Below are 24,768 nucleotides of genomic sequence, written 5' to 3' on the forward strand. Positions count from 1 at the left end.
GTCGAGATCCGCGCCCGCATTTATCTTCTACCGAATGGCAGCTTGCGCCTCATGTCGGTCATAGAGGCAAATATTGGTGGTGCGGGAAAACGGACCTTACCGTCGATCCTGTGGAAGTTCGAGGGTGCGCCACCCACGATGACAGTCAGAAGAGAGTAAGCGGAGGCTCTTCGGGTTCAGACTGCGTAAAGGCCAAGAACTCGGGGTGCGGAACTCGTTGACGGACCAGTTCCCTGGCCGGCCTATCGGCCGCAGATAGTGGGGATATGCCAGCGCTTCCGAGCATCTGCTTCCCGGAAGCCGGCGGGCTGCTTTCGACGAATTGCGTTGAACAACTCTCGAAGTGACCTTGGCAACCATCGGTCCGCGACTGTCTCCTTCCAGATCGGGTCGGGCGCGCGGTGTCACGCAACAGGTTGCTTGGCGGTTCGAACATCAGCCCCGTATTTCTTCAGCGTGCGCCTTCACCAGATCGGCCATGCTGTCGAATCGGAAATCCACCACCGGCACCTCGCCTGGGTTCATCGTGGCGCCGAAGCCCTGATCCGCATGCCGGCGATGGATCCAGCACGATGTCAGGCCGAAGCGGTTGGCGGGAACGTGATCGTGGAACATGCTTTCCGCGGTGTGTAGGATCTCTCGCTTCTCTATCCCGATTGTACCGAGCTTTTCGAGCATATAGTTGAAGTTCCGGTCGGAAGGCTTGTAGGAGTCGATATCTTCCGCCGTATAGATCGCGTCGAAGTCCACGCCGAGCTTCTTGTTGCTGAACGAGAAGCTTTTGTTGTCGACGTTGGAGAGGATGATCAGCTTGTAGTGCTTTTTGAGGTACTGCAAGGCTTCAGCGGTGTCGGCAAAAGCCGGCCAATCCTTCACGCTTTCGCCATACGCCACGCATTCCTCAGGAGTGACGATGACACTCCACTCCTCCGCAAGTCGCTTGTAAACGATCGCCAGAAGATCGCGGTAGCGTTTCCCCGGCGTCCATTTCTGCTGGCTGGATTCGTGCCGGGCGTGCGCCTCCAGAATGTCGTTCCGGTTCAACGTGCGGGCGGCCCGTTCGGTCAGCGGCCTCAGCCCCTCGATCATGCCGGATTCCCAATCGATCAGGGTGCCGTAGCAGTCGAAGGTCAGGGCTTTGAAATCTGTGAGCTTCATGGGTTTACCTCCTTTGATGTGCGTGGGTGAAGCGACGCCGGCGTGGATCGCGATCGATCGTGAGGTCGATTTCGCCTTGGGGATTGGCTGATCTGCTGCTGACGGAGCTGAAAGTCCTTCGCCGCTGCGCTGCCCGACGAGGTGAGCCAGACACCGAACAGTGTCACCGCAAGGCCAGCCAGCATCGCCTTCGAAAGCGGCTCGCCGAACATCGACCAGCCCCAGAGCATCGTCACCGGTGGGCTGAGATAGATCACGCTGCTGACCTGTGAGGCGGTGTAGAGGCGCAGGCTTACATAATACGTGCTGTAGCAGAAGAAGGTCGAAAACAGCACCAGCCAAGCGATGCCGAATCCAAACCGGGCATCGAGGGGCGGCATCAGCCCGCCATTCCATTCGGCGCAAGCGGCGAAAAGGATTGCTGCCGTCAGGCATTGAATGCACAGGCTCTGATGGATGGGCATATTGATCGTCCCCATCCGCTTCTGCACCAGGGTTGCCAGCGCCAGAACCATCATGGAAGCGACCGTCAACAGATATGCCCAGGCCGGGGCCGTCCCGAGGCTCAGGCTCTCCAGCGAGACGATGAGAACGCCCGTCGCTCCGAGGGCCGTTCCGATCCATTGTCTCCCTGTCAGTCGGTGTCCCAGCACCGGCTGTGACAAGGCCGCGATGGCGAGCGGGACAAGATCGGAAATCAGCGCGACAAGGCCGGTCGGCACGCGCTGGCCGATGGCAAGCGCGAATCCGCCGAGATAGAGGAACATCATCGCCACGCCGAAGACCATCTGCTGGACCAGGGCACGGGCGCTTATGCGCGGTCCGATCAGGAGAGCAAATGGCGAGAGGATCAATCCGGACATCAGTGTCCGCCAGAACAGCACCAGCATGACATCGGCATTCTCGCTGGCGTAGCGGATGCCGACGAAGCCGGAACTCCAGCTTACGACCAGCGCCGTCGCCATCATTGGCCACACGAGGCGATGGGCTTTGGCGTGCAGGAGCGTCATGGCATCTCTTTGGTCAGGCGCCCGTGACCCGGAAGCGGATCACGGCCAATTTTGGCGCGGACTATTGACGACACGCACGCGCTTTTGCACATGACAAATTTCGATATGATCATGAAGTAGTCCAAAAACCGGCATACTGACTTGCCTGACGGACACTACAGGATCAGAGATTGGCGCGTCTCTTTAGTTTCAAGCGAGTATTGTCATGGCTGGAGTGATGACCCGCCGCCTGGATGTCGACGCCTTGCGCGCGCTCGTCGCGATCGAGAAGCACGGCGGCGTGACGCGCGCGGCCGAGATTCTCGGCCTGTCGCAGTCGGCCGTCAGCCACAAGATCAGGAGGCTTGAAACGAGTCTCGACTGCGAAATCCTCACCCGTAAAGCAAATGCGCCGATGTTCACCACGGCCGGACAGGATCTGCTTGGCTATGCGCGGCGCATTCTGGGCATCCATGACGAGGCGGTCCTGAGCCTGTCGAAAAGCACTTTGCAAGGCAAGATCGCGCTGGGAATGACCGAGGATACGACGTGCACGGACCTTTCGCGCATTCTCGGCCGCTTTCGCCGGCTCTACCCGGAGGTGAGCGTCCGCACGCAGGTGCGCATGAGCCTCGTGTTGCAGGAGCAGCTCAGCCAGGGAGCTCTTGATGCCGCCATCATCCAGGTCTTCCAGCACGAGGTCCGCCCCGCCGATATCCTCCTGTTCCGCGAGACGCTGCATTGGGTGAAATCGCGAGACCTGGTGCTGTCGAACGGGAAGCCAGTCCCATTTTTATCCTTTGATGAAAACTGTTTTTATCGACGCTGGGGCATGGACGTCGGGCAGGACGAGGATACGGTGTTCGAGACCGTGTTCGAATGCTCCAGCGCAGCCGGAATCATTGCAGGCGTTACCGCGGGGCTCGGAGTCGCGATCTTGAGTCAGCGGTACCTGCAGCCCGATATGGAGATTGTCGACAACCAGTTCCCAAAGGCTCCAGACCTGGCTTATATAATCAGGCGCGCGCGCAATCCCAGGAACCCCGCGCTAGAGACTCTGGTCAGGGAGATCGAGGCTGAGGTAAAGCGTTACGGGACGCTTCAAATCGCCGTCTGAGGGCGYCGCGCTGCGAAAGCTGGCACGTCAATCCTTCGGCTGTTCGCCGGCAGTTCGTCCATAGCTGGCCGTTTCTCCCGCTCTTCCAACAAGATTACGCGGCAGTCCGCCGCCCTGAAAGCAAGGGCCGCTCTGGCGCAAAGCCCGGGGGTATAACGCTGGATGTAAAGGTCGGCCTTTCGCGAAAAACATCCCGAAAGCGGACGTTCCGTTTTCGGCCCCACTTCGGTTAGGCGGATAGGCAAAGTCGAGCAGCCATTTGACTTTGGCAATCGTCCGGTCGGCACGCCCCTCCTTCTTCAGCTTGTTAACGTATTCGTCCGCGATTGACCGAAAGGAGTCTTTTACCGAACCGGCCTTGCGCAAACTGCGTCCCTGCCCGGGGTCGATGCCAGCCAGCAGGAGACGTTTAGCATCATCGCGCGCCTCACGTGCCTCGGCCAGGGAGATAAGGGGATAGCTGCCCAATGCCAAAAGTTACTGTTTGCCGTCAAAGCGGTAGGCGAGCCGCCAAAGGCGAGATCCTGTGGGCTGCACCCATAGCTGGAGCCCGCCACCGTTAGACAGTTTCACGAGTTTGAGACCGGGGCGAGCGTTTCGGCAATTCACGTCGGAAAGGGCGATTCGACACATCTCCTTTGGCTGTTTCGATACCAAAAAGATGCCGAATACCAACGGAAATACCATCCCCGCGCCCCGTTGGACCAAATACGCTGAAAGCCGTCGAAATGCGTCCAAGTGCGCCATGCGCGCCGAAAAAATAAACGATTTCAATGGTTTGTATAGATGGAGGCGTGGAAGCTTCGGCAAGGGGGCGTATGGGGAGAGGAGGGGATGGTGCCCAGAGGCGGATTCGAACCACCGACACGCGGATTTTCAGTCCGCTACCAAGCATTGAATTTATTCAGTTTTTCGCCACCATGTTGCGTTTATGTTGCGTATGGCTCACTGGCAGGGGAATTTGTACTGCAAAATCAGAACGGCAGCGGCAAACCAATTCGAACGAACCGCTTCGATGTCGGTTTTTAATGTTCCGACTTCATGAATGTAGATCCGGATGAAGTCGTCGGTTGTAGTGGCGTCTGGTATGCACGCACGTGGTATGGACTTTAGCACGCCCATATTTCTCAAGGTCACAAACGAACCTATGCAATAACCCTGCTGCAGAGGGGTCTCCGAATTATTCTGGGAACCGTCGATGACAGATGCGCACCAATCGCGCATCTGAAGCATAGTCACGGCTCCGTTGTCCGCTTTGCCTGTGCTCAGCATTGCCAGAAACATCATGGGCAGGAGGATCGATACCCTTGGGGTCTGCTTCATGGTCTTAAATCAAGCCAACAAGGCGCGTTCGGCCGCCGCCAGTTCCTCGGCATCATCGCCACGAGGGAACAGGTGCCCGTAGACGTCCATGGTCATCATTATAGAGGAATGCCCAAGCCTCTCCTGGACGACCTTAGGCGGTAGGCCGAGGCCTCCATCGGCTACACGGTTGATGCACCAACTGGCGAAGAAATGCCGGAGGCAGTGCATCCCAGTATAGCGCGCCTTCACGATGGCGTTGCCTTCCGCGTCCTTCTCTCCGGTGTCGACGACCACGCCGGCCGCTACCTGTGCGGGCATCAGACCCCGGTTAATAATGTTGGCTAGGCTTTCGACATTGCCGAGACCGTTCGGGAAAACGAATTCAAGATGCCTGATCGGATTGCCTTCCGCGTCTTGCTTGCCCGTAGGCCTCTTGGGGCAGACAAGCTTCCACTCGCGCAGCGTGTTGATGACGATCGGCGGCGCCGGCACTGTCCGCTCGCCGGCTTCCGACTTAGGCTGTCCGATTTCGTTGAACCGATCGGCGCGCTGGTGCACTCGGATCGCACGCTTGTCGAAATCGACGTCGATCCAGCGAAGGCCACGAAGTTCCGATGCACGCAGCCCGCAGAATATGGCGGTGAGAACCAAAGGCCTCCAGCGGCCTTCCACGGCCCCAACAAGGGCCTTTACTTCCTCGCGGGTAGGAAGATCGACGCCGACCTTGATCTTGCCCTTCTGGCGCCGCTCTGCCTTGCGTTCCTTGCCCTTCCGCCGTTTGCCGCGCATGTCACGCACCACGTTCCGGGCAGTCAGGCCTCGCTCTTGCGCGTCGGCGAGCAGTGATCCCAGACTGACGAGTATCTTGCGGATCATTGCAGGGGAGCGCGGTTCCCGTCTCGGGTCCTCCGCCGGTAGATCACTATTCCCCGACCTCAATTGATCCTCGAAACCCCGGACGGTGGGAATGCTCAGCTTCGAAAGCTTCTCGGCGCCGATGAAGGGGACAATGTGAAGGTCAAGGTGTTGCCGGTATTGGTCTCTTGTCGAACGCTCCAGCCCGTCACAAGCCTTTATCCAGAGATCTCCGGCTTTCTTGACCGTAGTGCTGTCACTATCGGCGACGTGGGTGCCCTCCCGAATTTCCACCGTGGCCGTGGCAGCGAAGGCGTCGGCCTCTTTCTTGCGGTCGAATGTCTTGAGCCGCCGGGCGCCCTTGCCGTCTACATAGTCGACTATCCAGGCCTCTTTCTCGACGCCCTTTGCGGTGGTCCATTTCCGTTTACGAACCGCCATGACCTTGCCCCCTTTTGCGAAGCCGCCCGTAATGGACGGAAGCATGTCGCATCATGTCGCAAACAATCCGCATGTCAACGGGTGTCCCGGCGGGAACGCGGGACAACGCTTGATCTTCATGCACAGGCATCCGAGCGTTGATAGCCCTGTGAATAAAATACGTTGTCTGTGAATAACGCGTATTTTGTAAAACATTGTGATGGGCGTTGAAAGCCGTTGTTAGCCAATTCGATCATGCGGTATTATATTAAAGTGGTGAATTCAAGTCCTTCCCGAGCGGAAAGAGAACTAACAAATGACGGATGTGCAGATTGATCTTGTCTGGGGTGCGGCTTCAATTGGTAAAGAAATTAACCAAAGCGCTCGCCAGACCTTCTACATGCTTGAGTCAGGCTTCCTTCCGGCCAAGAAAGTGGGCAACCGCTGGGTCGCCGAGCGCGGCAAGCTGCGGAAATTCTTCCTCGACACGATGGGGGRGGCAGCATGACCATCAGCGCCTCATTCAAGCGGTTCTGGCCGGTCGATCGTTTGGAGCGGCTGAAGGCGCTCCAGTTGAACGCAAGGAAGGCAAGACTTCGGCTCATCGCTCGCAATGGCGGAGACCGTCGAGTCTTCCTGTCACATCTCGCTTTTTGGAAAGACGGTGATCGCTTGGTCACTTCGTTCTGGGACATCGGCGAGGCTGAACGGTGGCTAGAGGAGAACGGCAAATGACCGACCTCACCCCGCCCGAGCACGAGCATTCCGCCGCGATCGACCAGGCAGCGCAATGGCTTGCCACAACGCCACCACGACAGAGGCCGGCGCCGCTCGTGCCAGCGATGCGGGAAATGTCCGGGCTGTCAGCAATCGAGGTGTGCGCGTCAATTCGCGAGTCTCAACTCATCCGGGCGCGCGCTGCATGAGCCGAAAGCAAGACAGACGCCGAAACGAAGACGGCCATTATTTCCAGATGTACGAGTGGTTTATGCGCTCGACCGCGTGGCAGGCAGCGACGGTGTACGAGCGGGCTCTCTATCTCGAAATCAAACGCCGCTATAACGGCCGCAACAACGGCGATATCTCGCTATCGCACCGCGAAGCCGAGGCATTGCTCGATTGCAGCAACACAGCCGTTGAGAAGGCCTTCAAGGGCCTCCAGTGCAAGGGCTTCGTCAAGCCCCAGCAGAAGGGCTCGTTCGGTTGGAAAATCAACAAGGACGGCCGCAGTCAGGGCAGAGCTACTCGTTGGCGCTTGACTGAGTTGCCGCAGGATCTGCCTATCAGGGAGCTCGCTGGCGGCACCAAAGAATTCATGAAGTGGGTGCCCGGTGTCGACTTCTCGGAAAAATCAGCGGCCCGCTCACAGCGGACCAATGGCCCGTCCACAGCGGACCATTCTGAAAATATGGCCCGCTCACAGCGGACGATTGAAGACGGAGTGTCCGCTCTTGCCGGACGATAAGCCCAGTTTTGACCCCATCATCATCCGCTCACAACGGGCAGTATTAGTTACCATGTATGAGCGCAGCAGTGGAGGCCTCGATGACGCACGATGATAATCCGCCGCTCAACTGGCAGCCATCCCGCCAAGTGGTCGTTTTCCCAATGGTCAGACGTGTTGGGCGCATCCGCGATGTTGCGGCCAAGATGTTAGACAAGCGAACCGATCGGGCTGCGACCTCCTATCGCGATCAGGTGACCGATGGCATGCTTCGGTCTTTGCACCGTGCCGGGATATCCGAAGACGAGCAAGACGAACAACTCGGCGCCTTCTGGAACGCAGTTCAGGCTGAGATCCTCCGGCTCACCTATCGCGGCAGCAGGCCTGGCGGGAACGCGGCATGACCGAAGCCGCTGAACCCCTCGCTCGGATGTCGGCATGAGATCGAGCGTTGTCCGCCTTCCCAACGCCACAACAGCGCACGAAACAGGAGAACGCCTTCGGCCGCTCCATATTCCGCCCTGCGAAGCGCTGACGGTCAAACAAGCGCTCTTCAACCTCCAGGCTCATTACTCGATCAGCGAAGACACGCTCCGTAGGCTGATCAATAAGCACGGCATTGCCAATCGATCCGTCTTCGGTGGCCCGTGGCGTGTCAGCGCCCCGGCACTCGCAATGGCATTGGATGGCGATACTGCGGCGCTGGAGTTGCTGCGGCAAGACAATCGGGATCATCCCGACGTGGCCCGCTATTTCGCGCGCGTGGGCATTCCGAGGCCCTAAAGTAGACAAAAAGTAGACCGCTCGGCTGCCTGCCGGATGTCAACAAATGTGAACATCCCCAAGGCGGTCGCGTCTGCTTTGAAAACTTGAAAACAATCAAATTTCTTCAAAGCCCCGCCAGCGCCACCCCCGAACGTGCCCAACCATGCGGAATGCCCAAGCAGTGCGCTCCCATCAGGGTCTCGAAACAGAGCTCGAAGAGATCAACGAGAATGACGGTTATCGCTAATCAGGACAATGGAGCAGGGCGGCGCGTCAACTTGCTGCTCGCCGGTGGCCGCGTGACCCAGGCATTTCGCGATGCTCTTTTCGCGGCGGCCGACAAGGCACGCATGACGCCGAGCGACTTCGCGATTGCGGCGGCGGCAGAGAAGCTTGCCACTGATGGCTACGAGATTTCGCACGCTTCCCAATCCCCTAACCGGAAAGGAACCAACATGACCTTTGTAACCTCGAAGACGCCGCCACGGACCACCGAAGTCAAGCCGGGCGTGCACGTCGGCATGGTACCCCATCAGTTCGATGAATTGGTGGGGCCTGTTGAGGCTCCGGTGATCGAGGAAGAGACCCGGAAAGTCGCGGCTCTGCCTGTGAATGACCAGCCAATTGCCGACTTTGAGACGTTGGCAGACGCAGGATTGGATGGTCCCTATGTCAGTCCATATCAGCGTATCTCGAAGTCCACGGCTGGTCCGGTACTGCTAGCCACTCATTGGCTCGATAGGCTCTCCGCTCGTGCCTATCAAGGCGAACTCGCTGCGAGCGGCTTCCTGGAGAGCATGCCGTTCAATCAGGTTCTAAATCGGGTCTTGGTGATACTGGAAAAGAGCCGCTCGGATTTCTACGTCACACAGTGTCTGCATCTTCTGCCGAAGGTGCGGCGGTCGGAATCACGAATACCCCGGCACCTTCTCGACGAGTCGTTTGAAGGCGTCACCCGCCATGAACTGAAGGGGCGGAAGGTCGTAGCTCTGGGCACGATCGCCGCCGCCTGTTGCGCGCGTCATCGCATTTCGTGCACTCCCACCTGGCACCCGTCCCGCCGCCGGCTCTCTTATGACGAGAAGGCTGCGGAGATTGCGGAGGCTGTGCGAGCTGCAATGCAGGGCGAATGGGGCTGACAATCTAGGCCCGGCAGCCCTTCCGCGCTGAGCGTTTGGCCGCACGCCGCTGTCGACTGGTCACCGCGCCGATCGGTACCACGTTCGATCCAGCGAACGGGTTGATCGTCTCGCCTATGCCGCCAGGCCAACGGTGCAGCGTCCGCGTTCGAACGCCTGTCCGCTTCACCCCGGCGCCGGGAAGATGGGGCGCGGCCACTAGGTGCCGGGTCTCCTCGATCGGCGAGAAACCGCTGGAAGGGTGGCGTCAGGAAACTGTGTTGAAAAAACTGGGATCCGCCTGATCATCTGATCATCGACGACGACGATTGCGCGCCAGCCAACAAAAAAACCGCCCCGGTTAGACCAAGACGGTTATTGATTTATGATAAAATTGGTTGCGGGGACCGGCTTTGAAGCTGCAAACGCTCACAGCGTTTCCCAGACGAACGCAGTGTCGGGGTGTACTGACGGTATCCCTCTTCGAACGCCCAATACCGGCGAACGCGATGCCCTTTTCAATAGGGTCGGGTTCGCGCGAGGATGGCTGTGGAAAGCTTCCGGCACCGCCATGGAAACGGCAATGCGAAGGACCGCACGCCTGTCTTGGTCCTTCCCCATAAATACAAGCGACCGGTAACGGCCTGAAACAAAAACAAGCACTTACCCTTAAAGGCGGGTTACTCCTGCGTCGTGCGCAAGAGAGCGCAGTTCGGCCGGAGGCATCAGGGGAATCCCAGCCAAACCGGAGGCTGGGCAGGCAACTTCGCTCCACAAGCCTCATTCGCTCTACGGTAGGAACTACTTGGAAATAACGTCAAAGGGTTGTCCGAAGACCTTACGAATTCTGCGTCGGCTCCACTGCAGTTCGATAGATCAGGCTTAGGACGACGGTTGCGTCGTTGATCATCAGCCCATAGAGAGGGGATAAATCAGGCAAAAGGACCACCAATGACTAACGATTCCGATACCCGCTCTGCCGAACTAGCTGAGTTAACCGCCGACATTGTCTCAGCATATGTCAGCAACAATCCATTGCCGGTGTCTGGCTTGCCGGACGTGATAGCATCGGTTCATGCTTCGCTGTCCGGACTTGGCACGCCGATCCCACCGGTCGCCGAGCCGCAAACTCCCGCGGTCAACCCGAAGAAATCGGTGACGCCGGACTTCATTATCTGCCTCGAAGACGGCAAGAAGTTCAAATCACTGAAGCGGCATCTTAGCACGGACTTCGGCCTGACACCGGACGCCTATCGCGCCAAATGGAACTTGCCGCACGACTACCCTATGACAGCTCCGAATTACGCCGCTCAGCGCTCGCAACTGGCGAAGTCCATCGGACTTGGCCGCAAGGCTGAACCCGTCGCACCAGCCAAAAAGACACCTGCGAAGCGGAAAGCCAAAGCGTAGTCCGCCACCACCTGACGCAACGGAAAGACTCAGCTATGTTTGGAGAGCGGCGGACCTGAAAAGGACCGTCTGCCGGCGCCATTCGGGCAACCTCCCAGCGAGGGCGCCGGCCTTTTTTCCTAGCGGGGCGGCAACTGATACTGTCATCGGGCCGCTTCGCGATGATCGACGACGGCCTCGGCTCCCAACTCGTGCCGTGGTCACCGAGCGTTCATCCTCTACTATCCCGCCCCTTCTAAATTGCGACATGGGGATGAGATTTCGAGAGTAGTTCGCCTCGTGTTAGCCTGCGAGGCGTGGCGCCTTCAGCGCCTCAAACGCCCCCCGGTCGGCGCTCCGGCGCGGGTTAGTCATCCAGGGGCCTTGCGAGGAATGCGGTGCTCTCGTCGCCGAGGGACATCACGATGACTACGACAGGCCAACGGCTGTTCGCTGGCTTTGCCGCCTACATCATCGCCATGTTCATCTACGGCAGAAAGGCGGCGTCTGATGGGGCTCTTTGCCGAGTGGCAGCCTCGATACGGAGCGCACGGCATCGCGACATTTCCCGTGCGCGACAAGCGGCCGGCGATCAAGGGTTATCTCAAGATCGGCGACCGAACCAGCGAACAGCTGGTGCTTAAGTTCGGCAATGACAACGCATTCGGCTTCGCCTGCAAGCGCAGCCGCATAACAGTGCTTGACGTAGATGCACCAGACGAACGCCTCCTAGCTGATGCGCTCGAACGGCACGGCCCGACGCCGCTTATCATCGGAACCGGCTCGGGCAATTTCCAGGCCTGGTATCGAAACGATGGCGAAGGCCGGAAAGTAAGGCCGGAACCCGACAAGCCAATCGACATTCTCGGAGATGGTTTCGTCGTCGCGCCGCCTTCGATTGGTAGCAAGGGCCAATATCAGATCATTGCCGGCACGCTTGATGACCTGGAAAACCTGCCGACGATGAAGGGGTTAAAATCTGACCCCAATAAGAAACAGAACACCCCTCTCCCTCTTTCCTCCTCTCCTCCTGAGGGATATTCCGAGAAATCGGACGGCGCCCGCAACGATACGCTTTGGCGGGAGTGCATGAAGATGGCGCGGGGCAGTCGCAACATAGAGGAACTGATGGTGATGACGATGGAACACAATCAGGTTTTTTACGAGCCGCTGCCTGCCGATGAGGTGCTGAAGATCGTGGCTTCCGCCTGGAGCTATGAGGTTGAGGGCAAAAACTGGTTCGGCCACGGTGCGCGTGTCGTCGTCGGGCACTCGATCGTTGACAAGTTGGCTGCCGCCGATCCGCGCGCCTACGCGCTGCTTTCGTTGCTTATGCGTCATGATTGGGGACGCGACTTCTATCTTAGCAAGGCATATGCCGAGACGCTGGGCTGGGCCACCAATACTATGAAGGCGGCGCGCAACGCCCTGGTAGAACGCGGGCTGATCCAGTGCGTCCATCCCGGCGGGCGCGGGCCAAACGATCCGCCCGTCTATCGCTTCGGCGGCCCGGAGACGGCGCGGCATGAGCCAGATTCCGTTCATCCCCGACGGCGCCTCGATGCTTCGGCGCATCTCTGACTGTGTCCGCGAAGGTCGGCCAATAGATACCGAACTGGCGCGACACCGCTCGGCGAATGCGGCGGATGCGTATTTCCTCGGCGATATCTCGGCGTTTATTGCCGCGCTTGGCCTCAATGCGGCCGGCCCAGGCAAACCAGACGCTCGACGCGTCTTGATCAATCGACGAGCGTGATGAGGCGCTGCAGGAACTGGCCGGCCACTTCGGCACAGAGAAGGCGATGCCAACTCTGAAGGCATATGGGACTTGTTCGAGCTCCTCGACGCTTTCGCGGCCGACTCGTGGCCACGGCTCGAACCGCTGTCCGTATGTCCTCCCGAGCTCACTCACGCCGACGCGCTGGGCCTGGACGATCTTGCGTGGAAACGGCGGCACGGCACCCGCCCGGAGATGGCTCGCCGGCTTTTTTGCACCGATGCTCACGCGAACAGGCTGTCTTTTTTCTCGCTGTGAGACTCCCCGGCAAGCTCTCGCGATCGAAGCCGGTGAAATCCGCACCTATGACGGAGGCAGGCTTTTGCGGATCGATGGTGTCTGGGAAGTGCTGGAATGCGGCGATTACAATGATGCCGATGTTGCGCTAAAAGTGCTGCGGAAAGTGAATTGAAGATGATCGTGAACGTGAAAGAGGCTGCCTTATGACGAAGCCTTATGACGAAAACGGCAACAGAACCGATTTGACGGACCACAGCGACATCCTGGCCGACCAGGCTTCGCGGTTCATGTACTGGCGGTTTGTCCGGCCGGACCTCGCGGACGAAGCAGCCAAGGAAGACAATAAGTTCGGCGTGACACACCCCGGCAGCATCGCTAAACAGTAGACCCTTCACATAACAGAAGGGGTTTCCCAGATGACCACCGCCGCAGTAGATTCGATTTGGAACCCCATTCCGCCTCGCGAAATGATCGACGCCGTGGGTGGTGGTGACTACGAGTTAATTGGCCAGATGGTCTATCACTTCGTCAGGGTCAAGGCGTCCGTTTTGCCGACCGACGATGTTCTGGATATCGGCTCCGGTTGCGGACGCATTGCCATTCCGTTCGCTCGCTATCTTGCGCCGGAAAGCCGCTATGACGGCTTTGACATCGTTAAAACCATGGTCGATTGGTGCAGTGAGAACATCACCTCAGAGCATCCGAACTTCCGGTTCAAACACGTCTCCCTGAGCAACACGCTCTACAGCCCAGAAGGCAACGACGCGGGCAGTTTCGTTTTCCCCTACGAAGATCAATCCTTCGACGTTGTGTTTGCCACCTCTGTTTTTACTCACCTGGTCACGGCCTCTGCGCGGCAATATGCAAAGGAAGTAGCGCGTGTCCTAAGGCCGGGAGGCCGAGGCCTGCTGACGTTCTATATCGTCAATGACGAGTTCCGCCGACAGAAGGACACAGGCAAGAAGGTGATCCCCTTCGGATGGTCCAATGGCGAATATTCCGTCACCGATCCAAACCGCCCCGAAGCCGTCGTCGCCTTTGAAGAGCCTGTCGCCCGCGAAATCCTCGAAAGCGGCGGGTTGAAGATTGATGGCTTTTCCTACGGTGAATGGCGCGTTCCGGGAGGCTGGACCTATCAGGATGCCTTTCTGGTGTCGCGGGCTTAGGGCGTCTCATAGAGCGCGAAGAAGAAAAGCGTTCTCTGGTTGGTGGCGTGAAGCGCCTGTGTGGCAAGCTGCGCCGTAATGCTGCTTGTCCCTGGAGTATTGTTGCCCATCGTGCCGGCCGCATTGATGTTGTTGACGGCTGTAGTACCGGCCGTGATAGTCGCGGCGAGTGACGCCGCTGCCGCCGCTGCGGAAGCCGCTGCTGCTGCCACCAAGGGATCGCCTGCCGCATGAACTTCGGCAACCTTGCTCGCCCCGGCGGCATCCGTGGGTCTTCCTTTCAGGTGATTGGTGGAGTAAAGACGCGGATCGAAACTGGGAGGGCGCGATGCACTCGACTACAGACAACGTCGCAGGCCACCGCGCGAAATACGAGCACCTCACCAGCCACTTGCCGTTGGCTGAGGCGAAAAAACTGTTCGTAGGCGGAGGCGATCCTGACCTGATAGGCAGGCGAGAATTGGACATTGTCGAATCGGTTCGACCGGTTGCAGGCGCTGATATAATCGATGTCGGTTGCGGTATCGGCCGACTGACGCGGCATCTCGTCAACCAACCAATTTCGTCTTACCTCGGCCTGGATATCATCGAAGAAATCCTCGACGAGGCGAGGAAGATTGCCACTGCCAATGCCCGGTTTTCATTCGCTGTGCCAAAACAATGCATAATCCCGGCCGCTGACGACACCGCCGATTTGGTCGTCGGCTTCTCCTTGATCACTCACCTCCTCAATGAAGAAATCATGGAATACTTGTGGGAGACCCGGAGGGTGTTGCGCGAAGGCGGAATAGCGATCTTTTCTTTCCTTGACCTTACCAATGAGAGGCACCGCGCGAGTTTCGCAGGCCACGCACGCCAGCATCGGCACGGACATGGTGATCTGCTCACCTTCACCACTCGCGAAACCCTTTCGATACTCGGAGGATTGGCGGGATTTAGAAGTGTCCGCTTCCTTGATGAGGCATCTTTTGGACAATCGGTCTCCGTCTTGAGTTGATCGCTTCAAGGCTCGTAATTCATATCCACCGCAAAGACACTTCCTGTCGCCAACCTTATGACTTGCGGAAGCGTAGATGATAGCCTGAAATTAACTGATTTGCAGTTAACCTGAGCGCTTGAAAGGTGAGTAGTTCATTCGCGGATCGAAAAATCAGTCGTTGGCAGGAGCCAGCAAAGAGCGGGTGACGACATCATTCGCACCGTATTGGCCGCACTGATGACAGTCGTCCCGATGCCAAAGAGAGGCAAAGCGGCAACCTCCGTCGCGAAGCCTTACGTACCAACCCTTCGCGAAGCCACAGCGTTGGAGACTTACAAGAAACGTCGAAAAGGCATCTTTCCCCTTCCGACGATGAAGGTCGAGATGAGCGACGGGGCTGGCAAGCGCGTCGCCTCGCTCGCTGTGGACCATCCAGACCCGGCAATAGGCTATGACCTGCTGTCAGAAGCGCTCAGCGCTGATAGCAATGCTTTCCTCGCGGGCACCCTCGACGCTCTGGGTTTGATCGCGCAACGGGGCGACACGGTGGTTGAAGGGCAAATGAACTACGCACTAGCCATTGTCAGTGGCGTGCGACCGAAAGACCAGATCGAAGCTACTCTGGACATCCAGATGGCCGCCATCCACCTGGCTGCGATGAATGCAGCCGCCAACATGGGGGCGGCTAAAACATGGGAACTGAGAGAATCCCAAGAGCGGACATTGAACCGCCTCGCGCGAACGTTTGTGGCCCAGGTCGAGGCCCTGAAGCGGTACCGCAGCAAGGGCGTCCAGCGAGTTATCATAGAACGCGTGACTGTCGAAAAGGTGGTCAGGCAATCGTCGGCAACGTCGCTCACGGGGATGGGGTGGAGCAAGAAAAATGATCGATAACCCCATGAACCGCGCGCCTCTTTGGACAGCTCGCAGTAAGCGAACCGGAGTTGGCTGCAAGGCGCCGGCGGTGCGCGGGCATCGGGTTTGCCGCTTTCATGGCGCGCGCGGTGGAGCGCCCAAAGGTGCGGCCCATGGCCTGTATCGTCACGGACGATTCACTTGTGAGGCCATCGAGCAGCGCAGGGAGATTGCGGCGTTGATTGCAGAGGCTAGGCGAACGGTGGCGACGGCGCGATGAGTATGGAGCCCCCTTGACCTGCCAGGCAGGAGCACCGGCACCGCGGTGTCGATCTCCGGTCCGACCTCGAACAAATGCCCAGGCTACCGCGCCGGAAGTTTCGCCGCCCGCCACCACGGGCGGCCGGAAGCCGGCAGCCACCGCCTTTGCGAATGTCCTTGAATACGGGCATCGATATTTCGTACCAATAGGCTGTTCGTGGCGAAAACGCCCAGTTTCCATGAACGACCACATCCCCTGTGTCTGCAATCCCCGCTGCCACAGCGGCATCGACAACAGTATCTTCTGAACCGCCAACTGAGGGGTGTCCCACTCGCGCTTTGTCGAGCGGAGGCACACCGGATACCAGGCTCATGGGACGACCGTATGATTGAACGTCTTGCCGCCGGATCTGCATTGCAGCGGTCGTCGCTTGAAGGGATTCAAGACGGGACGATGCGCTACACATACAAGGGCGTGCCCACCTACAAAAATCCATTCGATCTGGCGCTGTACCAAATGCTCCTCTGGCAGCAGAAGCCCCGGACATTGATCGAGATCGGCTCCAAGTGGGGCGGCAGCGCGCTCTGGTTTGCCGATGTCCTGCGCAGTTTCGGCGTCGACAGCGTAATTCACTCAATTGATATCACGCCTCCATCCATCAGCGTGCCAGGAGTAACATTTCATCGCGGAGACGGGCGCGACCTAGCGGCAACCTTGCCTGCAGATTTGATGGAGACCCTGCCCAGACCTATATTCGTCATCGAGGATGCCGACCATCACTGCGAGACCGTTCTGGCAGCGCTGCGATTTTTTGATCGTTGGCTGGCGGCCGGAGAGTACATTGTCGTTGAGGATGGTATTGTCGACGATCTTTATGATGCGCAGTATGTCGCCAATCTGATGGGCGGCCCACGCCGTGCGATCGAGCTATTCTTGCGCGATCGGGGGCAGCACTACGAAATCGATACCAGCCTTTGTGACCACTTCGGCACCAACGCGACGTGGAACGTCAATGGATATCTCCGTCGCGTTCGCTAGATAAGTTCCGGAAAAAGTGTGAAGCGGTTTACAGTCTGGTATTGGTGTTAAAGCAAAGAGATGGTCCCTGGCAAGCTCACTCCTTGCGCCACCATGCTCCGGTCCAATCGACTTCGTGCATTGGTGCCGTGATGCCGTGTTGATCGCGAAAATCGACGACCGCGCGCCTGCATGGATCAAGCGCGCGATCGTCGATGATGACAAATCCGCCGGCAGACAGCTTTGGGTAAAGGGAATTCAGCGCCACAATGGTCGACTCGTACAAGTCGCCATCGAGACGCAGGAGGGCGAACGGCCCGGCGGACAGCGACGGCAACGTGTCACTGAACATCCCTTCCACGAACACGACCTGCTCGTCGAGCAGCCCATATCGCGTGAAATTGTCCTTGACCGTCTCCAGTGAGACGGCCAGTTCCTTGATCACGTTCAGGTTCCATCCGGTATCGGCGGGATAAAGCTCTTCATTCGGCGCCGGCAGGCCCGCGAACGAGTCCGCAACATAGACCTTCCGGTCGTGGATCTGGTTTGCGGCAAGAACGCCGCGCATCAAGATGCAGCAGCCACCGCGCCAGACGCCCGTTTCGATGAAGTCACCGACGACACCGTCGTCCAGCACCTGCTGCGATAGCCTGCGCAAGTTCTCAAGGCGCGCCTGGCCGACCATTGTGTGAGCCTGCGTTGGCCAATCTCGACCGATGGCGCGGGTTTCAGGGTTGAACGGCTCGACCGCCAGCGGGCGCGCCCTTGGGTTGATCGCGGGATCCTGATAGACGGTGTTCAGCAATATCCTGACCAGGAGATCAAGGTACAATTCCCGTGGGGCTGTATGGCTGGCTTCTGGCATCAATCCGCTCGTCATCGTACTCAGCAGGCCACGTGCGCGAATCCGCACGACGCGTCAACCCTCAACGTCATACCAGGAGCTGGCGCTGTGCTATAGACCAGCGTCAGGATCATCCACAAAGGGGCCGATCCAGGAACGAATTCACAATGGTGAGCAGACGAAGGCCGTCTGTTGCATGGGGGATGGCTCACAGATCTGCTCGAGGCGCCATCCTGCGTCCTGCACCAGCGTCTCAATGAAAGCCGCATTGTAGGTGCTAAGATGGCGAGGATTGGCGCCGTCCGCTTCGATGTACCCGTCGACGTTCGCGTCGACAATGGCTGTGAAGTATAGATGTTGCGTCGCAACTGACCTGCGTATGGACGAGAGGATTGCCGTTGCCTCTGATGGCGCCTGATGCGTAATGACGGAAAACATGCAAACCGCATCAAAGTTTTCGCCGGCGAAAGGCAGCTCGATGGGCTCCTTTAGCGGCCTTCCGCCTGGATTGTACATTGGGTTTTGCGCGTCGATATGAGCGAAGCGGAATTTCGGCTCGGGAAGATTCGCTTGCAGCCAACGAACCATCTCCGCGTTCACATCAATGCCACTATAGCACTGGAAATCCAGATCGAGGTTTGCGATCGTCCGTGCGAATCTGACGCCGCAACCAATATCGAGCAGCCTGCGGTGGGTGAAGCCCGACCAGCCCAAACGTGTCGCCATGCATTTAAGCAGGTGGTTTCCGGTCACCTCGGGTGGGTATTTAGCAATGTCCGGATGATTGAAGTTGAAAGGCGGATCTATATAGCAGAACGTCGTCATCCGAGAGGCATCCTGTGCGGGCTTTATTGGCCGGCTTCTGGCATCATATCCCGCTCACCATGTTACTGCTGTCAGGCTGCCTGCCGTGAATTCGCGTGGTCGTCAATTCTCGGCGTCAAATCGGGCGATGACGATCCGCTACATCTGTTCGATCGAATGCTTTAGGCTGGATTTGGCCTGATCCTTCAGGCTCCCGAAATACAGGGGGCGGCGGGTCGGTCGGGCGAAGGGACGGCCACGAATACGGACATATTCCTCGTGGAAGGATTGGTGCGGCGGGTTGGGGGAGTTCGTCGCGATGCCGCCGTGAACCTGATGGAATGTCGCCTCGCCCAGCAGCATAACGAGCTCTCCGCTCGTGTCCGTGCTGATGCGCGACCACATATCAAGATTGGCGAGGCCGCCGCCAGGAGTTGTAAACCGATTGTCGAAGCCGCCGAGCGCACGCCAATGCTCGGCCCTCAGGAACACGGCGTTGCTCTCGGCCGGCAATTCGAACCAGCCGCCTGCCGATGATCCCGCGAAGGAGGAGATCTCGAACAGCCGGTAGCCGTCGTCCTCCCAATCAATCTGTGCCAGCATCGCGTCTTCGGTGGCCTGACAATAGCCGTTCTTGACACTTTCCATTTGAACGTCTGGTCCGAGATGGAAGGCAATGGTTCCAATCATGGGCCGGGCGTGAAGGCGCGACGCGCTGAGTGCAGTCGCCAGCAGCCCCGGCGATGCAATGCGCGCTCCGTCGATCCACACGCCAACGAGGTCGCCACGCGCAAGAGAGAGGCCGAGATTGATCGCAGGAACCGGGGATACCGTGGCCCCGGGCATCGAGCGCATGACGAGACCCGGGAGAAGGCTCTGCAACTGGGCGTCGTCAGCCTGGTGCGTCGAGCCGTTGTCGATCAAAATGACCTCGTAGTCCTCCGGCGCGATACCACGCTGCATCAGTGGCGACAGCGAACGGATCGTACGCGGAAGTTCGCGGGCCATGTTGTAGCCGACAACGACAACCGAAAGTTTAGGCCGAACCGAAATCTGCGGCTGAGGCTTCCTAATGATGGTCTTCAGCCTTGCCGCGATATCCCATGCATTTGAGCCGGTCTGCCGCACCTCCTTCAGACCCGCAAGGACATTGCCTACCTTCTCGCACGACGGATCGAGCGCATCGCTGCGCTCCAGCACGCTGGTGGGCGGACCCGGCAGGGCGAGCGTTTCGCGTACGATCTTGTGATAGTTCTGCGGCAAAACGCGGTTTGTCGCGTCGAGCCCCGCGATGAGAAGGAGGCCTGTGGGGGCCGTATCTAGCGGCAGAATGAAGAGGTCGCTGCGATACCGCCGCAGCACATCGACCAGACGCCAGACGTCGCCTGTCCACACACGCGTGCGGCGTGTGCGCTCTGCTTGCGCGGCATGATTGGGGAACACGTCATCGATCACGACGACGGTGCCCGGCGCTGCCTGCTGCTCGATATTCATGAAGTCGCGCAGCGCGTATTCAAACAGATGCAATCCATCGATAAAACAGAAATCGGGCGCAAGGTCCGGCGGAGCCGAGGCGAAGAACGCGTCGCTGGTCAACGCGACGATCTCGGTTGTGGACGGCAGTGTGCAATCGATCGCTGGCTCCGGGTCTACGCCTGTCGCCCTGCCGCGGGCAAGCGCAAGGCTTCGTCCCAGGCGAATCCCGATTTCAAGATAGTGCGAGGGGCGCAGTTCATGGTGCAGACGGTCGAGGACGGTGAGATAGGATACCTTGCCAGCGACGCGTTCCTCGGCCTCCGTCCCAGGAAGTCCGTTCCAAAGTCCCGCGCCTGGAATTGGTTCCGACAGAGCTGTACCCCGATAAGCGAGCGTGGCATTCGAGCCAAGGCAACGGTTCGTCGCACCGTGCTGATATGGCATTCTAGCTTCGCTTGCCGGATTCCTGCAAGCCTTTAACCTTGCCGCGAACGAGCCGTCATCTGGGCGCACGGGGTGCCGAACAGCCAAAGCCGGGCCTGCCGTGACGAGCCAGAGCCAGAGCCAGAGCCAGAGCCTCCGCCGGCGACGCCAGGATGACAACAGTCCTGTTGGACCATCACTGCGAGATCACCGAGACCAGAAAGGACCACTCCACCGAGCCGTTGTTGTCGTGCGCTTCACATCAAGACCGGAGACCCTTTGCGCGAGAGTGCGGAAACCGGGTTCCGCGATCATTCACAGAATTGACGTTTTGACATGGTTTGATCTAAGGGTACGATGCTCTCTAGGACCACATTGCAAAGCACCTTCGATTGATGACCACAGTAGCCGGACTACCATCGTCGCTGGACCGGCAGGCCATCCTTGTCCTTGGAATGCACCGGAGCGGGACCTCGGCGCTTGGTGGCCTTGTCAACACACTGGGAGCTGTCGGGCCGAAAACCTTGTTGCCCTTGAATGCCTCCAATCCACGCGGATTCTTTGAGAGTTTGCCCCTTGTCACCGCGCATGACGAACTGCTCGCATCGGCAGGCTCCTGCTGGCATGACTGGCGTCAATTCAACCCACAATGGATACACTCAGAGGCAGCAGAGCGGCATCGTCAGAAGATAAAGGCGCTGCTCATCGACGAGTTCGGCGACGAACCCTTGATCGTTATCAAGGACCCCCGAATATGCAGATTTGTTCCATTCACGTCGTCGATCCTGGCCGAGATGAATGTCAGCCCTGTCGCTTTTCTGCCGGTGCGAAATCCTCTTGAGGTCGCACATTCGCTGCAGCGGCGAGACAAAATTGCGCTGCCGAAATCGCTTCTTTTGTGGCTCAGGCACGTGTTCGACGCCGAATATCATTCGCGACACATGCCGCGATACTTTCTCCCATATGAAGGATTACTGATCGACTGGCGAAATCATATGGACCGCGCGGCCGAAAAAACCGGTCTGATCTGGCCCGTTCGTTCCGACCGCCCCGACGTCAAGATCGAGCAGTTTTTGGCAATGGACCTTTATCATGAAAGGTCCACCCTTGAGGACATGCAGAACCACCCGGACATTACGGCCCTGGTCCGCGAGACCTACCAAATTCTGACCGCCATCGTTGCCGACGGTGAAAACCGGGATCTGCTTGATCGGCTGGACCTTGTGCGAACGAAATTTGATGAAGGCTGCGAAATATTTGGGCCAGCGGTGGCGGCGGAGGAATTGGCGGTTGAACAATTGCGTGGTCACTACGGCATGCTCAACGCCGAGGCAGAGCGGATCCGCCTGGAGAATTCGAAATATGCAACGGAGGTTCGCGTCCTGGCGGGCGAACGTGATGCGCTTGCCCAGGCCCACAACAGTCTGCTTGCTGACCGGAACAGCCTCGCAACAGCCCAGGACAGGTTGATCGCCGCAAACGATGCCCTGGCCTCTACCCACAACATTCTGATCGCTGAGCGGAACAACCTCGCAACCGCACAAGACAGGTTGATCGCCGAGCGCGATGCCCTCTTGCGCGACAGGGACGGCGTCGTCGGTGAGCGCAATGCGCTGCTCGCGTCGCACAGCTGGCGGCTCACAGCACCGTTGCGAGGGATAAGAAAGCTGTTCGCCCGCTGAGCACCGCACCGCCTGCCTGTCGGCCGGGCATCGACGAAGTCACGGGAGCCGCGCGCAGCCGTAGCGGCGTCGCGGGCTTCAGAGCGGCCACCGCCGCGACCGCCACGACGACCGTCGCTTCTTCGTTCCAGCCGAACCAGTCGCGTGCCTTGGTCATCTTGGGGCCGAAGCGCTCGAGCCAGCAGGTGCCAAACGGTAGGCCTAACCGGCACGCTCAAAATAAGAATGATCATAAGATTGCCGGCTCGGCGGCAGGTCGCGAACCTTGGCAGGCTCTAGGGTCGAAATCGCCAACTGCTTTTCGAGCAACGCAATCACGCGCGACAGGCCGACCGTCATAACCCCCATACCGAACGAGACCCAGACCAGGATCTCATGGATTTCAGACTTGGCGAACAAATAGATCAAGATCCCACCGACGATCTGGATAACACCAAGAATTCCGAGTATCGCGCGCATGACATGCCTTCCAAGTTTTCGCCAGACAATCGAACAATAATCGCGCGTGCGCAAGTACTGACAATCGGACTATATGCGCCCTGTCTAATAAACAATGGGCACCGTGCAAAAGATGAAACCAAAACAGCTCGATCCGCCTGACCGGGCAGATCGCCAGCCTACAGCTGTCACTCCCGGCTGGAGCGCGCCGTTCGCGTTGCGGTTAATGCCGCGGCTTCACCGAGCCTGACGGTTGAGAGCGCCAGGAAAGCGCGTTTCGCTCGGTCCATTCTGGACGATGTTTGCGAGCAGATGTCTGCCCACGGCTGCCAATTGGCACTGAATCACAAGCAGCGTGGAGGTCATAGCGGCCTTCCTTGGCAATGAACCGTGTGGCCTGATCGGCCCTGTGAACGCACAACACAGATCGCTTCCGCAGTAGAACCCGCGACGCTCGGATAATATCTATCTGTCACCGATATGCTTTGACGCGCTGGCGGAGTCAGGGTACGGCCCTGCTCGGGCAGGGCCATTTGCAACCCCCTGCCTATCAAGAATTGCGGTTCACTATTTTGTATCCCGCAATTGCAGGCAACCGTACTCGGAGCGGCAGAGAATATCCGCATGTCATATAAAGTAGGAAAGCCTAACATTGTAGAGCGCCATCTGATACTTGGTGGAAGCGGCTTCATTGGCCGACATGTTGCTGCAATCCTGGTGCAAAGCGGGTGTGAGGTCGTTCTAGCCGGGCGCTCGCTTTCGAAGCCGACATTTGCTCCTGCACTTGACGAGCGAGTCGCATGGCGCAGTTTCGACCTTGCCAACGCGCAATGGGATGCCCTGATCGATGGGGTCACGGTCATTCACCATTATGCATGGTCATCCGTCCCTGCCAGCGCCAACGACGATCCTTCGCTTGATCTGTCGACCAATGTGGCGCCAACGCTGGGTTTGCTGGAGGCGCTTCGAAAAAAAGGGGCGCAGGCGCCAAGGCTGATCTTCGCTTCGTCCGGTGGCACGGTTTACGGCAAACTGCTGCGCGTTCCGGTGCATGAAGACCACCGTTTGAACCCGATTACCGCCTACGGCGCTGGTAAAGCTGCGATTGAACTTTATCTAGGGACCTATCGAGCTCTCTATGGGCTCGACTGTCGTGTGGCGCGTCTAGCCAATCCTTTTGGAGCAGGGCAGAATTTGGCAAAAGGCCTAGGTGTGGTAACGACGTTCCTGCACCACGCATTGTCGCAGCAGCCAATAATCGTCTGGGGCGATGGTGAAGTCGTGCGTGATTTCATCCACATTTCCGATGCCGCGGCAGGCCTGGTTGCACTGGCACGCGCAGCACCGCTCGACAGCCATCATGTATTCAACATCGGCAGTGGCGAGGGCGTCAGCCTTAACGGGGTCATTGCCGAACTTGAATCAAAACTCTCCCATAGATTGGACATTCGCTATGAGCGCGGTCGGAAATTCGATGTTCCAGTGAGCGTGCTCGATATTTCGCTCATTCGGGAGGCACTGGGGTGGCGACCTACTCTCTCTTTTTCCGAAGGCTTGAGCCAAACGCTCGCGGATCTTGGTGGTAGCGTAGCGCATCGTGACAGGTCAGCGGTAGGTGGCGCCGCACATTAGACCAGTGAGAGGAATTGGCGGCAATCAAATGGGAGAAATATTCGAACGGGTCCTGCCACAGGAAGCACCAGAGTGGACCGGCGAACGGTTGATAACCGCTACGGCGAATCAGGTGAAGGTCGAGCAGTCGGTGCGCCATGTTGACGTCGAGGGGCCGCTGGGCATCGCCGGAACTGCTAAGGACAAGCAGCACCGCTCCGGGACCTTTGATGCGACGGCAACCGAAATTCACCCTTCGGCGTCCGCACCCTCGGCTGAACTCGAGCGGCTGCGGTTCGAGTTGGCGCAAGTACGCTCCGAACTGGCCGTTGCAGGCGTGCAGCGGGACGTGTTGAGAACGTCGTTCCGGGGCCACGCCAACCTCCTCACTGAATCGCGTCTCAGACAAGATGCCGAGGCCAAAGAACTGCGACAGCGAAATGCCGAATGCGAAGGTCGGATTGCGGAGTTGGAGCGCAAGGCCGCCGAATGGGAGCAACGCTACTTGAGCCTGCGCAACCGCCTCGAGGCCATTTTGAGGCGCTTTGGGATACTTGGCGCGTCGCGGCTCTTTCCTCGCCCCCTCCGCGCCTTTGTCCGCAATCGTGTCCTTGGACCGGGACGCACACAATGA

At 58.6% G+C, this 24,768-nt stretch carries 28 protein-coding genes and 1 pseudogene; 19 read left to right on the plus strand and 10 right to left on the minus strand.

Going from position 1 to position 24,768, the window contains the following annotated elements:
* Positions 1 to 435: 435 nt before the first annotated feature.
* Both AC1DZP_RS21655 and AC1DZP_RS21660 read right to left on the minus strand, forming a co-directional pair.
* A complete protein-coding gene (locus tag AC1DZP_RS21655) occupies positions 436 to 1,158 on the minus strand; it encodes a haloacid dehalogenase type II (RefSeq protein ID WP_477305216.1) in 723 nt (240 codons plus the stop codon).
* The gene (locus AC1DZP_RS21660; RefSeq protein ID WP_477305218.1) at positions 1,155 to 2,168 is read right to left on the minus strand and encodes a DMT family transporter; all 1,014 of its coding nucleotides are present in this window, start codon (positions 2,166 to 2,168) and stop codon (positions 1,155 to 1,157) included. The genes AC1DZP_RS21655 and AC1DZP_RS21660 overlap by 4 nt, the downstream gene beginning before the upstream one ends.
* A 205-nt stretch (positions 2,169 to 2,373) precedes the next feature.
* Between AC1DZP_RS21660 and AC1DZP_RS21665 the strand changes: the two genes are divergently transcribed.
* Positions 2,374 to 3,264, plus strand: coding sequence for a LysR family transcriptional regulator (locus AC1DZP_RS21665; protein ID WP_477305220.1), 891 nt, complete (start codon positions 2,374 to 2,376; stop codon positions 3,262 to 3,264).
* Positions 3,265 to 3,498: 234 nt separating this feature from the next.
* On the opposite strand, the pseudogene AC1DZP_RS21670 reads toward AC1DZP_RS21665, so the two are convergent.
* The 3 genes and pseudogenes from AC1DZP_RS21670 to AC1DZP_RS21680 form a co-directional block, all read right to left on the minus strand.
* A pseudogene (locus tag AC1DZP_RS21670) lies at positions 3,499 to 3,888 on the minus strand (Arm DNA-binding domain-containing protein); the annotation flags it as partial.
* Between the two features lie 321 nt (positions 3,889 to 4,209).
* A complete protein-coding gene (locus tag AC1DZP_RS21675; RefSeq protein ID WP_477305222.1) occupies positions 4,210 to 4,587 on the minus strand; it encodes a hypothetical protein in 378 nt (125 codons plus the stop codon).
* Between the two features lie 9 nt (positions 4,588 to 4,596).
* A complete protein-coding gene (locus tag AC1DZP_RS21680; protein ID WP_477305285.1) occupies positions 4,597 to 5,865 on the minus strand; it encodes a tyrosine-type recombinase/integrase in 1,269 nt (422 codons plus the stop codon).
* Positions 5,866 to 6,160: 295 nt separating this feature from the next.
* On the opposite strand from AC1DZP_RS21680, the gene AC1DZP_RS21685 reads away from it, so the two are divergent.
* The 12 genes from AC1DZP_RS21685 (at position 6,161) to AC1DZP_RS21740 (ending at position 13,743) form a co-directional block, all read left to right on the plus strand.
* Entirely contained in the window at positions 6,161 to 6,352 is a 192-nt protein-coding gene (locus AC1DZP_RS21685; protein WP_477305224.1) for a DNA-binding protein, read from the plus strand.
* A complete protein-coding gene (locus AC1DZP_RS21690; protein ID WP_477305226.1) occupies positions 6,349 to 6,579 on the plus strand; it encodes a hypothetical protein in 231 nt (76 codons plus the stop codon). The genes AC1DZP_RS21685 and AC1DZP_RS21690 overlap by 4 nt, the downstream gene beginning before the upstream one ends.
* Entirely contained in the window at positions 6,576 to 6,770 is a 195-nt protein-coding gene (locus tag AC1DZP_RS21695) for a hypothetical protein (RefSeq protein ID WP_477305228.1), read from the plus strand. Before AC1DZP_RS21690 ends, AC1DZP_RS21695 begins: the two co-directional genes overlap by 4 nt.
* Complete coding sequence (locus AC1DZP_RS21700) at positions 6,767 to 7,309, plus strand: hypothetical protein (RefSeq protein WP_477305230.1); 543 nt, start codon at positions 6,767 to 6,769, stop codon at positions 7,307 to 7,309. The genes AC1DZP_RS21695 and AC1DZP_RS21700 overlap by 4 nt, the downstream gene beginning before the upstream one ends.
* Before the next feature lie 56 nt (positions 7,310 to 7,365).
* Positions 7,366 to 7,692: a DUF6074 family protein gene (locus AC1DZP_RS21705; RefSeq protein ID WP_477305232.1), complete on the plus strand. Its 327-nt coding sequence runs from the start codon at positions 7,366 to 7,368 to the stop codon at positions 7,690 to 7,692.
* Between the two features lie 34 nt (positions 7,693 to 7,726).
* A complete protein-coding gene (locus tag AC1DZP_RS21710; protein ID WP_477305234.1) occupies positions 7,727 to 8,071 on the plus strand; it encodes a hypothetical protein in 345 nt (114 codons plus the stop codon).
* A gap of 212 nt (positions 8,072 to 8,283) precedes the next feature.
* Positions 8,284 to 9,192, plus strand: coding sequence for a hypothetical protein (locus AC1DZP_RS21715; protein WP_477305236.1), 909 nt, complete (start codon positions 8,284 to 8,286; stop codon positions 9,190 to 9,192).
* A gap of 930 nt (positions 9,193 to 10,122) precedes the next feature.
* Entirely contained in the window at positions 10,123 to 10,581 is a 459-nt protein-coding gene (locus AC1DZP_RS21720; protein ID WP_477305238.1) for a Ros/MucR family transcriptional regulator, read from the plus strand.
* 489 nt (positions 10,582 to 11,070) lie between these two features.
* Entirely contained in the window at positions 11,071 to 12,141 is a 1,071-nt protein-coding gene (locus AC1DZP_RS21725; protein WP_477305240.1) for a bifunctional DNA primase/polymerase, read from the plus strand.
* Positions 12,142 to 12,362: 221 nt separating this feature from the next.
* The gene (locus tag AC1DZP_RS21730; protein WP_477305242.1) at positions 12,363 to 12,749 is read left to right on the plus strand and encodes a hypothetical protein; all 387 of its coding nucleotides are present in this window, start codon (positions 12,363 to 12,365) and stop codon (positions 12,747 to 12,749) included.
* Between the two features lie 31 nt (positions 12,750 to 12,780).
* Positions 12,781 to 12,963 carry a hypothetical protein gene (locus AC1DZP_RS21735; protein ID WP_477305244.1) on the plus strand — a complete coding sequence of 61 codons (183 nt, stop codon included), beginning with the start codon at positions 12,781 to 12,783 and terminating at the stop codon, positions 12,961 to 12,963.
* Positions 12,964 to 12,993: 30 nt separating this feature from the next.
* Positions 12,994 to 13,743, plus strand: coding sequence for a class I SAM-dependent methyltransferase (locus AC1DZP_RS21740; RefSeq protein ID WP_477305246.1), 750 nt, complete (start codon positions 12,994 to 12,996; stop codon positions 13,741 to 13,743).
* Here the strand turns inward: AC1DZP_RS21740 and AC1DZP_RS21745 are convergent.
* Positions 13,740 to 13,955 (minus strand): hypothetical protein, encoded by a 216-nt coding sequence (locus AC1DZP_RS21745; protein WP_477305248.1) that lies wholly within the window; start codon positions 13,953 to 13,955, stop codon positions 13,740 to 13,742. The two genes, AC1DZP_RS21740 and AC1DZP_RS21745, sit on opposite strands and share 4 nt — an antisense overlap.
* A 116-nt stretch (positions 13,956 to 14,071) precedes the next feature.
* On the opposite strand from AC1DZP_RS21745, the gene AC1DZP_RS21750 reads away from it, so the two are divergent.
* The 3 genes from AC1DZP_RS21750 (at position 14,072) to AC1DZP_RS21760 (ending at position 16,877) form a co-directional block, all read left to right on the plus strand.
* Positions 14,072 to 14,740, plus strand: a complete 669-nt coding sequence (locus AC1DZP_RS21750; RefSeq protein WP_477305250.1) for a class I SAM-dependent methyltransferase — start codon at positions 14,072 to 14,074, stop codon at positions 14,738 to 14,740.
* 219 nt (positions 14,741 to 14,959) lie between these two features.
* Entirely contained in the window at positions 14,960 to 15,616 is a 657-nt protein-coding gene (locus AC1DZP_RS21755; RefSeq protein ID WP_477305252.1) for a hypothetical protein, read from the plus strand.
* A 607-nt stretch (positions 15,617 to 16,223) separates the two neighbouring features.
* Positions 16,224 to 16,877 carry a CmcI family methyltransferase gene (locus AC1DZP_RS21760; protein WP_477305254.1) on the plus strand — a complete coding sequence of 218 codons (654 nt, stop codon included), beginning with the start codon at positions 16,224 to 16,226 and terminating at the stop codon, positions 16,875 to 16,877.
* A 76-nt stretch (positions 16,878 to 16,953) separates the two neighbouring features.
* Here AC1DZP_RS21760 and AC1DZP_RS21765 read toward each other — a convergent pair whose 3' ends face one another.
* From AC1DZP_RS21765 to AC1DZP_RS21775, 3 genes are all read right to left on the minus strand, one after another.
* The gene (locus AC1DZP_RS21765) at positions 16,954 to 17,736 is read right to left on the minus strand and encodes a TylF/MycF/NovP-related O-methyltransferase (RefSeq protein ID WP_477305287.1); all 783 of its coding nucleotides are present in this window, start codon (positions 17,734 to 17,736) and stop codon (positions 16,954 to 16,956) included.
* A gap of 126 nt (positions 17,737 to 17,862) precedes the next feature.
* A complete protein-coding gene (locus AC1DZP_RS21770; RefSeq protein WP_477305256.1) occupies positions 17,863 to 18,525 on the minus strand; it encodes a class I SAM-dependent methyltransferase in 663 nt (220 codons plus the stop codon).
* A gap of 138 nt (positions 18,526 to 18,663) precedes the next feature.
* A complete protein-coding gene (locus AC1DZP_RS21775; RefSeq protein ID WP_477305258.1) occupies positions 18,664 to 20,424 on the minus strand; it encodes a class I SAM-dependent methyltransferase in 1,761 nt (586 codons plus the stop codon).
* 374 nt (positions 20,425 to 20,798) lie between these two features.
* Between AC1DZP_RS21775 and AC1DZP_RS21780 the strand changes: the two genes are divergently transcribed.
* Positions 20,799 to 22,085: a sulfotransferase family protein gene (locus tag AC1DZP_RS21780; RefSeq protein ID WP_477305260.1), complete on the plus strand. Its 1,287-nt coding sequence runs from the start codon at positions 20,799 to 20,801 to the stop codon at positions 22,083 to 22,085.
* A 201-nt stretch (positions 22,086 to 22,286) separates the two neighbouring features.
* On the opposite strand, the gene AC1DZP_RS21785 is transcribed toward AC1DZP_RS21780, so the two are convergent.
* On the minus strand, positions 22,287 to 22,544 hold the full coding sequence (locus AC1DZP_RS21785) for a hypothetical protein (protein WP_477305262.1): 258 nt from the start codon (positions 22,542 to 22,544) through the stop codon (positions 22,287 to 22,289).
* A 603-nt stretch (positions 22,545 to 23,147) separates the two neighbouring features.
* Between AC1DZP_RS21785 and AC1DZP_RS21790 the strand changes: the two genes are divergently transcribed.
* Positions 23,148 to 24,155 carry an NAD-dependent epimerase/dehydratase family protein gene (locus AC1DZP_RS21790; protein WP_477305264.1) on the plus strand — a complete coding sequence of 336 codons (1,008 nt, stop codon included), beginning with the start codon at positions 23,148 to 23,150 and terminating at the stop codon, positions 24,153 to 24,155.
* 28 nt (positions 24,156 to 24,183) lie between these two features.
* On the plus strand, positions 24,184 to 24,768 hold the full coding sequence (locus tag AC1DZP_RS21795) for a hypothetical protein (protein ID WP_477305266.1): 585 nt from the start codon (positions 24,184 to 24,186) through the stop codon (positions 24,766 to 24,768).

The sequence above is a fragment of the Mesorhizobium sp. P2_F8 genome (assembly GCF_056403655.1).